11 protein-coding genes and 1 tRNA gene are annotated in these 13,885 nt (G+C 34.3%); 4 read left to right on the top strand and 8 right to left on the bottom strand.

Going from position 1 to position 13,885, the window contains the following annotated elements:
• Window positions 1-92: 92 nt before the first annotated feature.
• Together LC076_RS20275 and LC076_RS20270 are read right to left on the bottom strand one after the other, a co-directional pair.
• A complete protein-coding gene (locus tag LC076_RS20275) occupies window positions 93-1,865 on the bottom strand; it encodes a sensor histidine kinase (RefSeq protein WP_226670906.1) in 1,773 nt (590 codons plus the stop codon).
• Window positions 1,866-1,880: 15 nt separating this feature from the next.
• Window positions 1,881-3,428 carry a response regulator transcription factor gene (locus tag LC076_RS20270; protein WP_226670905.1) on the bottom strand — a complete coding sequence of 516 codons (1,548 nt, stop codon included), beginning with the start codon at window positions 3,426-3,428 and terminating at the stop codon, window positions 1,881-1,883.
• Window positions 3,429-3,993: 565 nt separating this feature from the next.
• Here LC076_RS20270 and LC076_RS20265 point away from each other — a divergent pair.
• Both LC076_RS20265 and yhbH read left to right on the top strand, forming a co-directional pair.
• Window positions 3,994-4,140 carry a hypothetical protein gene (locus LC076_RS20265; protein WP_226670904.1) on the top strand — a complete coding sequence of 49 codons (147 nt, stop codon included), beginning with the start codon at window positions 3,994-3,996 and terminating at the stop codon, window positions 4,138-4,140.
• 483 nt (window positions 4,141-4,623) lie between these two features.
• Entirely contained in the window at window positions 4,624-5,799 is a 1,176-nt protein-coding gene (gene yhbH, locus LC076_RS20260; protein WP_226670903.1) for a sporulation protein YhbH, read from the top strand.
• Between the two features lie 339 nt (window positions 5,800-6,138).
• Here yhbH and LC076_RS20255 read toward each other — a convergent pair whose 3' ends face one another.
• The 4 genes from LC076_RS20255 to queG all read right to left on the bottom strand — a co-directional run bounded on the left by LC076_RS20255 (window position 6,139) and on the right by queG (window position 11,385).
• Window positions 6,139-8,034, bottom strand: a complete 1,896-nt coding sequence (locus tag LC076_RS20255) for a PrkA family serine protein kinase (RefSeq protein ID WP_226670902.1) — start codon at window positions 8,032-8,034, stop codon at window positions 6,139-6,141.
• A 546-nt stretch (window positions 8,035-8,580) separates the two neighbouring features.
• Window positions 8,581-9,063, bottom strand: a complete 483-nt coding sequence (trmL, locus tag LC076_RS20250; protein ID WP_226670901.1) for a tRNA (uridine(34)/cytosine(34)/5-carboxymethylaminomethyluridine(34)-2'-O)-methyltransferase TrmL — start codon at window positions 9,061-9,063, stop codon at window positions 8,581-8,583.
• A 90-nt stretch (window positions 9,064-9,153) separates the two neighbouring features.
• Complete coding sequence (locus tag LC076_RS20245; RefSeq protein ID WP_226670900.1) at window positions 9,154-10,065, bottom strand: amidase domain-containing protein; 912 nt, start codon at window positions 10,063-10,065, stop codon at window positions 9,154-9,156.
• 177 nt (window positions 10,066-10,242) lie between these two features.
• Window positions 10,243-11,385: a tRNA epoxyqueuosine(34) reductase QueG gene (queG, locus tag LC076_RS20240; RefSeq protein ID WP_226670899.1), complete on the bottom strand. Its 1,143-nt coding sequence runs from the start codon at window positions 11,383-11,385 to the stop codon at window positions 10,243-10,245.
• A 102-nt stretch (window positions 11,386-11,487) separates the two neighbouring features.
• Between queG and LC076_RS20235 the strand changes: the two genes are divergently transcribed.
• Complete coding sequence (locus tag LC076_RS20235) at window positions 11,488-12,156, top strand: B3/4 domain-containing protein (RefSeq protein WP_226670898.1); 669 nt, start codon at window positions 11,488-11,490, stop codon at window positions 12,154-12,156.
• Window positions 12,157-12,308: 152 nt separating this feature from the next.
• On the opposite strand, the gene LC076_RS20230 is transcribed toward LC076_RS20235, so the two are convergent.
• Window positions 12,309-12,382: transfer RNA gene (locus tag LC076_RS20230), tRNA-Gly, on the bottom strand.
• 422 nt (window positions 12,383-12,804) lie between these two features.
• Between LC076_RS20230 and LC076_RS20225 the strand changes: the two genes are divergently transcribed.
• Window positions 12,805-13,170 (top strand): hypothetical protein, encoded by a 366-nt coding sequence (locus LC076_RS20225; RefSeq protein WP_226670897.1) that lies wholly within the window; start codon window positions 12,805-12,807, stop codon window positions 13,168-13,170.
• Window positions 13,171-13,533: 363 nt separating this feature from the next.
• Here LC076_RS20225 and LC076_RS20220 read toward each other — a convergent pair whose 3' ends face one another.
• Window positions 13,534-13,812, bottom strand: coding sequence for a hypothetical protein (locus tag LC076_RS20220; protein WP_226670896.1), 279 nt, complete (start codon window positions 13,810-13,812; stop codon window positions 13,534-13,536).
• Window positions 13,813-13,885: the final 73 nt, after the last annotated feature.

Here is a 13,885-nt window from a genome sequence, read left to right as displayed (position 1 = left end):
CTATTATGAACGAAATTCAATAACAGAAGACCAAATCTTAAATGATTTGGTCTTCTACTTGTGTTGATTTGTATGTTTCATAGTTCGAAAAGTTATGTTTGTTTATTAGAAATAGGTAGGGTGATCTTCACTCTTGTTCCCTCACCTTTACTACTATTAATTGTAACTCCATACTGATTTCCATAAATTAACTGAATACGTTCATGAACATTTTTCACACCAATGCCTGTAAAATGCTGTCTTTTACTTTTAATTTTAGGAAGCTCACTAGCAGGTGACATCTCCATACCATCACCATTATCCATCACTTCACAAATTAACGTATTATTTTCCTGCCATACAAGAACATTAATGAATCCTTCATTTTTATGGTTAAAACCATGAAAAAAGGAATTTTCGATAAATGGTTGTAGAATTAATTTTGGCACATGATATTCCATACACCCTGGTCCGATTAAATAATTCACCTTAATTCTATCTCCATAGCGTTTTTGATTAATAAGCACATAATTTTTCAAGTTATTAATTTCTTGTTCAACAGAAATTGTTTCACTCACATTACCAATCGTATTTTGCAATAGAGCAATCAAGGAATTAATAATTTCTTCCGCTTCATCCTTACTTCCCTGCTGAACCATAAATTTAATCGACGTTAATGTGTTGTATAAGAAATGTGGATTAATCTGCTGTTGAAGTGCAGCAAGCTCTGCATTTCGTTTTTGCTTTTGATATAAAACAAGCTTCTCAAGATAATCATGTAATTCATCTAACATAGAATTGAATGCTTCACCAATTCTCCTTGTTTCATAAGTACCCGTAACTGAAACGTATTTATCGAAATCAAACTTTGAAGCATCAGCTATTTGCTTTACGAGATGTGATAATGAATTAGTGATTCTTCTCGAAATGAAAAATACAATAATAAGTGCTATGACTACAATTCCCATAGAAATGAGAACAATTTGTTTTTTATTGATCAAATCCCCAATAGCTGTTTTTCTATCAATAAGATTAAATAAGTACATATCAAGGGAAGGAAGATACTCCACAAAAATAATCTGATCTGTACCCATGAATTTTTCAACAAGATAATCGCGTCGATTTTCTTCATTTTCTAAAGCATATGTTAAAAGCTCATCAGCTTTTTGACCTATCATTTTTGTTTGATTGCTAGAAACAATCAATCCATTATTATCTAGAATATATACATTATTTCCTTCGCTTGTATAGCTGCTATAAAATTTTCGGAATTCCTTTTCTTGAATAGGAAAATACATTGCTCCATAAATCTCACCAGAAATCCGCCGCTCCATTAAAGCTTTAGATGCAACAATAAAATGATTATCACCAATTTGATTTTTACGTTGATCGAATTGATACATTAGTTTCTTTGGATCAGCTAACGTATTCTTTGTAATACTGTGCTGAATTAGTTCATCTTCAAGGATTGGCCAATACGATCGATTCGTTGCATAATTCATTCCATTAATCCCGGTGATAACAATTTCTGTTTCATATGCATCTACATTTGACTTAACCCGCTTCATTTGTTGATTCATCTCAAAAAATGCTCGCATCTGCTGAGGATTAGATTGCTCTTCAGTTAGATTTTTTCGGATTGTCCCACTTTGAAGAATATTATTTGATGCTAGTACAAGAGAATAATGATAAGTTTCAATACTATCTTTCACCTGGGTCATGACTCGTCCATTTGTAATGCTAAATTTATCAATAAAAAATTCTTCTGACATACGAAAGGTTGTCCAAGTAATAATAACTGATACAGAAACAATACTTATTACACTTATAAGAAACATAATCGTAAACAATCCATTATATCTAAAATGTTTTTGCAAAAATTTCATGCTGTATCACATCACTTACTTCAATTTTTGACTTCTTCTGTATTGACTTGGTGACACACCTTTGAGTTTTTTAAAGACTTTACAAAAATAACTGTGATCAGAATATCCCACAAAGCCACTTATTTCTGAAATGGGTGTAGCTTTATTTATTAATAACTTAGCAGCTTCTTCAATCCGAATCTTATTTAAGTATTCATTAAATCCTTCTCTATTATGAGAAGCAAAGTAACTGGATAAATACGTAGGATTAAAATGAAAATGATGTGCCACTCCTGTTAGACTAAGAGGTTCGGCAAAATGTTCCTCAATATATTCCAAAATCATCGTTATATTTGAATGACCTGTTTGACTGGACTTTGCTGAGATACATTTCTTTGCTTCTTGTATAAAAATATTCAATTGCTCTACAACCTGGTTAGCAGAAGTTGCTTCATCAATATAGTTAAAATACATAAACTTTTGATTTTCTAATTCATTCACTTCGAAGTCCATATTTCCTAAAAGAATTGTTATATTAAAGATGATATTTCCAAAAAACGACTTATACTCAAACATATCGGTTGTATAGTTGTTGGATAATGCTTTTACATGATCCTCTAAATAACTAAACGCTAAATCAAATCTTTCATGTTTAAAGTCATTTGTAAATTTATCTAGATTGAATGAAATAGGTTCACATACGTTCGTAGGCAATTCTTTTTCAGTCAATAATTGCAATTCGGGGAAATAAAAACGATATTGTAGCATCTTCTTTATAACATCATTAAATATTGCACCTAAAATGGACAAATCATTAAATGGATTGGTTATAAGGATACCCAGATTGGATTCTCCTTTTAATAACTCATCGGTGAACTCTTTTCCTAAATTTAGTTCATCTTCCTTTATATTCAGAAGGTATCCGCTTACATTTTTTCCCTCTGTAAAACTATGATAAATCAATGCTTTTGATCCCAGTTCTTTATCTACTTTACTTTTTATTTGTGTTATATTTTCTGTATTCTTGAGATTTCTAGTATCTACTATTAACAAATAAAAATAAGGATATGGAAAAGCTTGTGAAAGAACTTTACTATCATAATCTGTTTCGATTTCATATCCTGCTATTAATTTATCGATGATATTTCCTATATTTAATGCAACGCTATCCTCTTTCTCCACCGATTTTAGTGATGGAATTCGATTTGCAGCAGTTGTTAATACTTTCAGAAGTGTTTCTGAATCGAGCTTCGGTTTTAATATATAATCAACAGCACCACTTTGAAAAGTGGATCTAACATAATCAAACTCTCCATAGCTACTTAAAATTATAATTTCAATGTGAGGATATTTACTTTTTACAACCCTTGTTAATTCCTCACCATCCATAATCGGCATAACAATGTCAGTAAGAATAATATGTGGCTTTGTTTTTTCAACCATCTCGAGAGCTTCTATACCATTAGATGCTTCACCAACTATCTGAAATCCCACCTGCTCCCACTGAAGGTAATGCTTAATACCTTGCCTAATTAATTGCTCATCATCCACTATTAGTATTCTACATAATTCACCAGTTTTCAAAGAAATCCCCCCTAGGTGTGTAGATTAAACTATCAATTGTTAAAATTATATTTCATTATACACATCAATTGTCAAATAAACAGTTAAATTTATTATCTAGTATAGTTAATTTATTTTTCTTTGTGTTTGACTAATAGGATTGAGGGAATTAATTACATAAGGCTCTTTTCTGAAAGGTTTGTTGCTAATGAACACAATTGCCTGGTAGTAATGATGTTTTCTCATACTATTATAAGAATAGGCTATGTTAAAGCTTAAGGTTGATTTTTAACTTTGTTGATTGTAGGTGAATATATGAGACTCCTGCTTAGAGAAGCGTGTCGAAGGGAGACCCACAGGCGCTTGCGCCGAGGGAGGCTTCCGGACCTAGGAAGAATTGCTCTTATTCTTCCCTAGGAAAAAACGAACTGCATTTTTTCCTGGGAAAGCGAATGCCTGTAACGGAAATCAACCACAAAGTTTAACAGAGCCTAAGAATAAAAGAAGCCACTAGACTTTACACAGTATAGTTTTCTTCAATTTACTAAAAGTAACAAAGTTTGTGAATAAAAAACGAGGTGGGCACATGAGTAAAAAGCAAAATACGATGATACGTAATATGAATGACTTAAAAAAGCAATCTAAGGAAATGGACAATATGAAAACAAATAAACAAGTAAAGCAAAGTGGGAAGAAACCCGATCCAATTCAATATAAAAATACTACAAACTAATATGTGTTTTTATCTGCATTAGTTGAAAAGCTAAACATTATTCATTGCATATTCACTTCAAGTTATAGATTACAAAATAGCACTAAAATTTAAACAGAGCAAATCATAACCTGATTTGCTCTGCAATATAACAATAAAAGTTACTTTCCTAAATAAAGGCCTCATTCTCCGATTTGCTCTCTCTTTCTAATACTTAGCTGAAAATTCATTTTTTTACCATCAAAGAAAACTACAAGGAACTTGTCTCATTTTTAACAATTCCACAATAATTTTCTAAATTATTTGTCAATAAAACAAAACTGCCGCATAGGATAAAGTAATCCACAGAATTTCAAACAGTCTTTGATCCCAATTTATTCATCCACGTTAATGTATGCGTGAAAGTCATGAAATGTGACAGTTTTTTTTCTTTTAGGAATTATTTTTTTGTTTTGAATGATAAAGCTTCTGAAACTAACTAAAATCTGGAGGGGGAATTTTAATATGACGGGTAAAGAACAAACAAATTTTGTTATTTCACAAGAAGATTGGACCCTCCATCGTAAAGGCCAGGATGATCAAACAAGACACCAAGAAAAAGTTCAGGAAGCGATTCGCAACAATCTTCCAGATCTTATAACAGAGGAAAGTATCGTTATGTCAAATGGAAAAGATGTTGTGAAAATTCCAATTCGTTCACTTGACGAATACAAAATTCGCTATAACTATGATAAAAACAAACATGTTGGCCAAGGTGATGGGGAAAGTCAGGTCGGAGATGTTGTTGCCAGAGATGGTTCACAAGCTGATGCAAAAGGTCCAGGCAAAGGTCAAGGAGCTGGAGATCAAGCAGGTGAAGATTATTATGAAGCAGAAGTCTCCATTTTAGAACTTGAAGCAGCACTTTTCAAAGAATTAGAACTACCTAATTTAAAGCAAAAAGAACGCGATGATATTGTTATTGATCATATTGAATTCAATGATATTAGACGCACAGGACTTATGGGGAATGTTGACAAAAAGAGAACGATGCTTTCAGCTTATAAACGAAATGCAATGGCAGGCAAATCGAAATTTCACCCTATCTATCCTGAGGATTTAAAATTTAAAACTTGGAATGATACGGTTAAACCTGATTCTAAAGCAGTGGTAATCGCAATGATGGATACTAGTGGCTCAATGGGTCTTTGGGAAAAATATATGGCACGGAGCTTTTTCTTTTGGATGACAAGATTTCTAAGAACAAAATACGAAAAAGTGGAAATTGAATTCATTGCTCACCACACAGAAGCCAAAATTGTCACTGAAGAAGACTTTTTCTCAAAAGGAGAAAGCGGCGGAACAATTTGCTCTTCAGCCTACCGCAAAGCCTTAGAAGTCATCGATGAAAAATACAATCCATCTCGATTCAATATTTATCCGTTTCATTTCTCAGACGGTGATAATTTAACTTCAGACAATCCAAGATGTGTAAAATTGGTTGATGAGCTAATGAAGGTTTCAAATATCTTTGGATATGGCGAAGTTAACCAGTATAATAGGCACTCAACCTTAATGTCCGCATATAAAAATATCAATGATGAAAAATTCCGTCACTATATCCTCAAGCAAAAATCAGACGTTTTCCATGCAATGAAAAGTTTCTTTAGAAAAGAAGAAGAAAATAAGATGTATGCTTAATTACGAGAGGGAATGATTCCCTCTCTTTTACATTTGTGTTTCATTTTCGCTTTATTACCATTTAACTTCGATTACGTTCCATCTTCTCATCTTTGCGCGTCATGTTTTCTTTTTTATCGACCATTCTCTGATATTTTCACGCCACTCGCCACGGGATCGACCATCACTCTCACTTTCCACTCCACCTTCTCATCTTTGCGCGTCATGCTCGCTCTTTTATCGACCATTCTCCGCTCTTTTCACACCACTCGCCACGGTATCCGAACATCCACCACTCATTTCCCAACCACAACAAAAAAAGCTGACAAACAATCGCCAGCTCCATTCCCTACACATCTATTATCTATTTAACAAGCTACCCACATATCTTAATAAGTCATTAGCAGATGTTGAGTTATAACCATGTTCATCAATTAATCGTGCGACAACTTCATTCACTTTCTTAAGTTGCTGCTCGTCTGGTGTTTTTGAAGATGTGGTAATTTTCACAACATCCTTCAGATCTGCAAAAAGTTTTTTCTGGATAGCCTCACGAAGACGTTCGTGTGAATTGTAATCAAATCGCTTTCCTTTACGTGCATAAGCAGAAATACGAATTAAGATTTCTTCACGGAATGCTTTTTTCGCATTTTCAGAAATGCCAATTTGTTCTTCAATTGAGCGCATTAATTTTTCATCTGGATTCATTTCTTCACCTGTTAAAGGATCACGAAGCTTGTTTTTATTACAATAAGCTTCAACATTATCAAGGTAATTATCCATAAGTGTTTTTGCAGATTCCTCGTAGGAGTATACAAATGCTTTTTGAACTTCTTTCTTTGCCATATCATCATAAAGCTTACGTGCAACAGAAATGAAGTTTAAGTATTTTTCACGGTCTTCATTTGAGATCGAAGCATGCTGATCTAATCCTTCTTTTAATGCACGTAACACATCTAGTGCATTGATTGAAGGTATTTCCTTACGGATAATTGTTGATGAAATACGATTTATCACATAACGAGGATCAATACCTGCCATTCCTTCATCGTTATACTCTTTTTGTAGTTCATTCACATCAACAGAGTTAAAGCCTTCAACACTTTCACCATCATATAATCTCATTTTTTTCACAAGATCAATATCACCGCGTTTTGGTTCTTTCAGACGAGTTAAGATCGTGAACATGGCCGCTACTTTTAGTGTATGTGGAGCAATATGAACATCTGAAACATCGCTTTCACCGATCATTTTTTCATAAATTCGTTCTTCTTCTGTTACTTTCAGGTTATAAGGCACAGGCATCACAATAATTCGAGAATGGAGGGCTTCATTTTTCTTATTAGAAATAAATGAACGATACTCTGTTTCATTCGTATGTGCAACAATTAGCTCATCAGCTGAAATTAAAGCGAATCGTCCAGCTTTAAAATTACCTTCTTGTGTTAATGAAAGTAAGTGCCATAGAAATTTCTCATCACATTTTAGCATTTCTTGGAACTCCATCATTCCTCGATTTGCTTTATTTAATTCTCCATCAAAGCGATAGGCACGTGGATCTGACTCTGATCCATATTCTGCAATGGTTGAGAAATCTATACTTCCTGTTAGGTCGGCAATATCTTGTGACTTAGGATCAGATGGGCTAAATGTTCCAATACCAGCTCGTTTATCTTCTGATAGGAAAATTCTTTCGACTCGAACATCCTCTATTCGCCCACCATATTCTTGCTCTAATCTCATTACATTTAGTGGAGAAAGATTTCCTTCAATTCGAATTCCATATTCATCATAAAAATCATTTCTAAGATGGTGTGGAATTAAATGTAGTGGATCTTCATGCATCGGGCAACCTTTAATCGCGTAAACTGCACCCCGATCTGTTAATGAATAAGACTCAAGTCCTCTTTTCAACATTGTAACAAGAGTGGATTTACCACCACTTACTGGCCCCATCAATAATAAAATACGTTTTCTTACATCTAATCGTTTAGCAGCAGGATGAAAATACTCTTCTACTAGCCTTTCTAATGCATCCTCTAAACCATAAAGTTGGTGATCAAAAAACTTATATCGTCTTTTACCATCTACCTCTTCAATCCCAGCATCTTTAATCATATTGTAAACCCGCGAATGGGCTGATTGAGCAACCCAAGGTTTTTCCTTAACTATATCCAAATACTCTACGAAGGTACCTTCCCACTTTAAGCGCTGTTCATCTTCCCTATACTTTTCAATCTTTTTTAAGATATCCATAAGGACCTCCTTCATCATTGGTCGAACTATTAACTGCACCTGCAGATTAATACACTTTATGCGAGGATGTCCTTTAACATTCGTTTTACATGTGAAAAAGCAGATAAACAACAAAAATATTCTTCAAAAAAATATGTTGCACATTCACATCACATATGGTTTAAGGTATAATAAAAGTAGTTGAAAAGGGATGCTATACATACGATGAGTGGTGATTTAATCAATTGTCCCGCTTATCAAAACTTTACGCAGGTGATGTCATAGCAAGAGGTATTTGGTACACTGTCTTAAAGCATAGCTCCCACGTGTACTTGAATAGATCCATTTTTGAGGAGGTACAGCAATGAACTTTTTATTAATTTTAGGTGTGAGTTTAGCATTCATAACAGCAATCTTCACTGCAGGTTACGAAAGCAAGCCTGGTGTAAAAAAATAATTCGATAACAAATTTGAAAAAGGTGCTAGAGCTACGCCCCAAAACAAAGGGTAATCTAAACCTTGCGAAAAAGGGTCAATCATTGTATCAAAACAATGATTGACCCTTTTTTATGTTAACCCCGGATAATTTTGCTGTCTTAACGCTTCATAAATTAATATGGCTGCGGTATTTGATAAATTTAATGAGCGAACATGCTCTGTCATTGGTAGACGTAAACACTTATCCATATTCTCTTGAATCAAATCCTTTGGAAGACCTGTCGTTTCACGACCGAAAACAAAAAAGTAATCCTTATCAACATCACTGTAGTCAAAAGTAGTATGTGGTTGTTGACCGAATTTTGTTAAATAGAAAAACTCTCCAGAGGAGTATGTTTCAAATAATTCATCTAATGAATCATGATAAACAACATTTACATGCTCCCAATAATCTAAGCCTGCTCTTTTTAACATTTTGTCATCTGTAGAGAAGCCTAACGGACGTATTAAGTGAAGAGTTGTATTTGTTGCTGCACAAGAACGTGCAATATTCCCAGTATTTGCAGGAATTTCTGGTTGATATAAAACTACATGTAATGCCAAATTAGTCACCTCATCTATTTCTGTAAAAAAGCGGAGTGAAAAACCCCACCATTTATTTTGGGTTAGTAACCCTCGTTTCTAACAAACATTATACCATTCTTATTTTGAACTAGTACCATCTATGATTCGAAAAAATGCATACTTTATATTTGGAGTATAAGCTGTTGAATCCTCGTAGGCCCAATATCTCATTCGACTATTATAAGTTTGTGCATTAACTAAAGGCATATTCTCTGGGTCTTTCGCAACGACAAATGTTGTGTGATCAAACCTGCCATCACCTTGAAAATCATAGCAAATTACATCTCCAGGCTTTAACTGCTCGGCATGCTCAACTTTTTCAGCTTGCAAACCCGTTTTTGAATTTTTTAGAAAGCTTGTCATCGCATTAGCAACCGACCAGCTATAACTCCAGTTGTTGTTTTGCATCCACCATCCAGAAGATCGATTTGGATATCCGCGCATTTGTGCATTACCTGCATGTAAGCACTGAGAAACAAAATTTGTACAATTCACTTCGAAGTTTTTATATTTAGGGTTTTCATCATTCCACCATCTCTCAGCATATTGAACTGCTGCAAGACGATCATAACTAAAATCTCCTTTATTTCTTATATCCTGATCATTCACTTCTATTATAGAAGTCTGATTTTGAGTTCCCTCGTTTTTATCGTACATTTCAATAAGATCATCTTCTACAAGCTCATCTCGATAGAAGGTCGCCTTTCGATGATCAATTCTTTCCTCTAGATAAAAGTAATCTTTTTGTTTGTTTAACCATTTATAATGGCAAATATACACAGCTTCTTTTAATTCCTCTGACTTAGCATTCACTCGAGAAATCTTCACTTCTGCACTGCCTTTTACAACCTCCGCTTTACGCTTCTCATTTGAAAGAAATCTTCTTTCAAGTGCATGTAATTCTTTATTTTGACGTGTATTTTTAATGAGCTTCTTATTTACAAGCATTTCTAGTTTTGCTTGATTTAATTCTGACAGAATTTGCTTCATTCATTTCACCACCATCATGTATTACTACAAGATATATGATTTTAGAAGAAAAATAGTCTTAAAAGTGATTACACTCATGACCCTTTTAATACATCTTAAATGAGATAATTAAAACAAAGTAAAATAAAAATGTTTATTCATACAAAAAGGCAGCTTCCTATTTATAAAGAAAGCTACCTAAGTTAAATTATTATGAAGTAATTCTAAACCTTTTTGAATTTCCTCTTTCACCTGTTCATCTTTTTCTTTTTCATAAGCTTCTAGTAGCTCTGCTTCTACTGAAGTTACCCCAATTTTACCAAGAGCCCATGCCGCTGTTCCACGAATAACAGGTCTTGGATCTTGATGGACTAATTGTATCAAATCATCAACAGCCGTTTTATCTTTAAAATGAGCTAAAGCTAAAATAGCATTTCGTTGAAGAGGCTTTTTCCCTCGCCAAGATCCAGAAATATGTCCATACTTTTCTTTGAATTCACGATTACTTATATTCAACAATGGTTTTAGCTTTGGCTTAGCAATTTCAGGGTCTGGTTCCATCTCAGGATGAAAATGGAAATCTTTCCCCTTATTAACCGGACAAACGGTTTGACAGGTATCACAACCATAAATTCGGTTGCCTATTTTTGTTCGATATTCATCAGCTAAAAATCCCTTGGTTTGGGTCAAAAAAGCAATACATTTAGAGGAATCCAGCTGTCCAGGTTGCACTAAAGCTCCTGTTGGACAAACATCCAAGCATTTGCGACAGCTACCACATTGATCCTCCATAGGTTGATCAGGTGGAAAGGGAAAGTTTGTAATCATTTCACCTAAATAGACATAAGAACCAAACTCTGGTGTGATAATTGAACAGTTTTTGCCACTCCATCCAATTCCAGCACGCTCTGCAACAGCACGATCAGATAATTCTCCTGTATCAACCATTGATTTTGTCTGTATATCAGGGATTCGTTGTTTGAGAAAATTTTCTAGCTTTGTTAGCCGATCTCGCAAAACCGTATGATAATCTTCTCCCCATGAAGCACGACAAAAGATTCCACGGCGATCTTCCTTTGTACTTTTAGGTGCGTCTTTAAGCTTTGAAGGATAAGCAAGTGCAATGGAAATAATGGAACTCGCTTTTGGTAATAGTTTTACAGGAGTTACTCGTTTTTCAATATCTGATTCTTCAAAACCTGATTGATAACCAAGTTGCTGCTGTGTAATGAGCCGTTGCTTTAGTTCTTCAAACAAGCCTGCACTTGTAAATCCAATCTTATCTATTCCAATTTCTTTACTATAGTCAATCACTTCTTGTTTAAATTGTTCAAAATTCAAATTTAGTACCTCCTTTCATATTTAAATGCCGAAGCTCATATTTACGAAACATCACTACTAATATGTTAAAATAACCTCACTACAGTTGTGGAGGTTTAAATAATGGAAATTATGATTGATCATACACTTAAGGAATTATGTCCTGATTTTAAGATAGGTGTTGTCACTTATGAAAATATTCATGTATCTGACTCACCGCAAATGCTTAAAGGAAGACTTCAATTATTCCAAGAATCACTATATTTTGACTATCTAGATAAAAAAGTAACTGAAATACCAGCAATAAATGAATGGAGGAAATTGTTTAAGTTAGTAGGAACAGATCCTAATCGTTATCGTCCATCAAATGAAGCACTATATCGTCGTGTACAAAAACAACACTTTCTTACTAATGTCAATTCTGCGGTAGATATGAATAATTTTTTATCGCTTCAATATCAGATACCATTAGGGATTTATGATTATGACCATTTAGTAGGTGAAAATATTTCAATAAAAATTGGGACAAGCAGTGACACATATGTGGCACTTAATGAGCGAGATATCGTTTTAACTAATAAAATCCTTTCGCAAGATCAACAAGGACCTTTTGGTAGTCCTTTTGTAGATTCTAAGCGTTCAGCCGTCACTTCAAGCACAGTAAATGCGATACATCTCATTTATTTTCAGCCTTCCCTGCATAACAATGATGCTAATCAATTATTACAAACTTTATCAAAAATGTTCACTCAAATCCATGGAGGAGATGCAACATACAAGGTAATTAGTTAAAAAAGCTTTGATCATCAATGACTATCATTTGCTTTTTAGCAGATCTAATTAATTATAGAGTTTAAACAAAGCAGTAAATAAGAAAAGATACATTAAAAAACGCAATGCCTCGTTTATCTAAGAAACGAAACACTGCGTTGTAACCATATGTATGGAGCGGGTGAAGGGAATCGAACCCTCATCATCAGCTTGGAAGGCTGAGGTTTTACCACTAAACTACACCCGCCTAGGATATGTATTTGATTATAACAAGGCTTTAACAAAGAAGCAAGAAAAAAAATAGAATTTTGTCGTTTATTGTCGACTTACCTCAAAAAACGTACTTTCTTAGTATATTCTTCTTCTTTGGGATAATCAATAGGTTTCATACATTTTATTATAAAATAAATAAGAATATTTGTTGTTTTCTAAATATTATTATTTAAACTGCAAGTTGATCCTACATATCTTTTGAAGAAAACGCACATCTGTCATTTAATTGAAGTGAAATTTGATTGGTAGAAACTAAATACAGAAATGAAAGGAAAATACATATTAATTAAACCCTGCTTTACAGGCAAAAGCCCATTCTCCAAAAACTCATTCCCATTTTTATAGGTAAACACATATAGTACAGAGTAACATTAACATTTGGGAGGATGGATACCTATGATAGATAGATCAATGAGAAGACCATACGGTTTTGGCGGTGGATTTGGAGGTTATCCAGGTGCTGGTTATGGTAGTGGTGGATACGGTTATCCTGGCGCAGGTTATGGCGGCGGATACGGAGGCTTTCCTGGAAGTGGTTATGGTGGTGGCTATGGTTATCCAGGTGCTGGTTACGGCGGAGGTTATGGCTACCCAGGAACTGGATTTGGTGGCGGATATGGACCGGGGTACGGTTCCCCAGGTTATGGTGAATATGGCTTTGGTGGAGTTAGCCCACTTACAACAGGATTATTAGGTTTAGGTGCAGGATTACTTGGTGGAGCAGCATTAGATGATGGCCCTTTTAACCGTGGATATTATTAAACGATAAAAACTGATAAAATGAGGCTATGACTTAAGTATTTAAGCTAGTGACAAACCCGAAATATTAGGAGATATTTCAATAATTATTCGCCTAATATTTCGGGTTTTTATTTGTTGTCATCAATAGATTTTTTGATTTTGTAACTAATTTTAAGAACTAGTGGAATGGAGCGGAAGACACTAGGGCACCTACGGGAATTGAGGAAAGGCTGAGACCCCGCAGGCTTGCCGAGGAGGCTTAGCTTCCTCCCCGGAGAATGGAGTGTCTGCAGCACAATGGAACGAACTTGTTTCTTTCAACTTAATTGAATTTAGATTTATTCGTCTTTGTATGACTTCCTTAATTAGCTCTTTGCCTCTACATTAGAAAAACCGCAGTATCCCTACGACAAGCGTTGTTACACTGATTCCTGTTCCAACAATCCATTTTGTTAATTGCAATTGAGATTCGTAGATATTTTTATCCATTTCTTTTTTTGTTACATATTCTTTTTCTGTTAAAATTTTATCAACAAGTGCTCTCACATCATTATCTTCTAAATGATTTTCATGAATATCTTCAAAGTTTTCAAGCTGATATTCTAACTCCCTTACCGTAAGCTCTAAGTCCTTGAGGCTTTCTACTATTTCCTTTTCCTTCATAAAATTTGCCCCCTTTATCTGTCTATACTCTATCTTATTCATTAGTCTTACTATGTGATTAAACTTGTATATG

The sequence above is a fragment of the Metabacillus litoralis genome, assembly GCF_020524045.1.
Taxonomy (GTDB): domain Bacteria; phylum Bacillota; class Bacilli; order Bacillales; family Bacillaceae; genus Metabacillus; species Metabacillus litoralis_C.
This window is presented reverse-complemented; position numbering and strand designations above follow the sequence as displayed.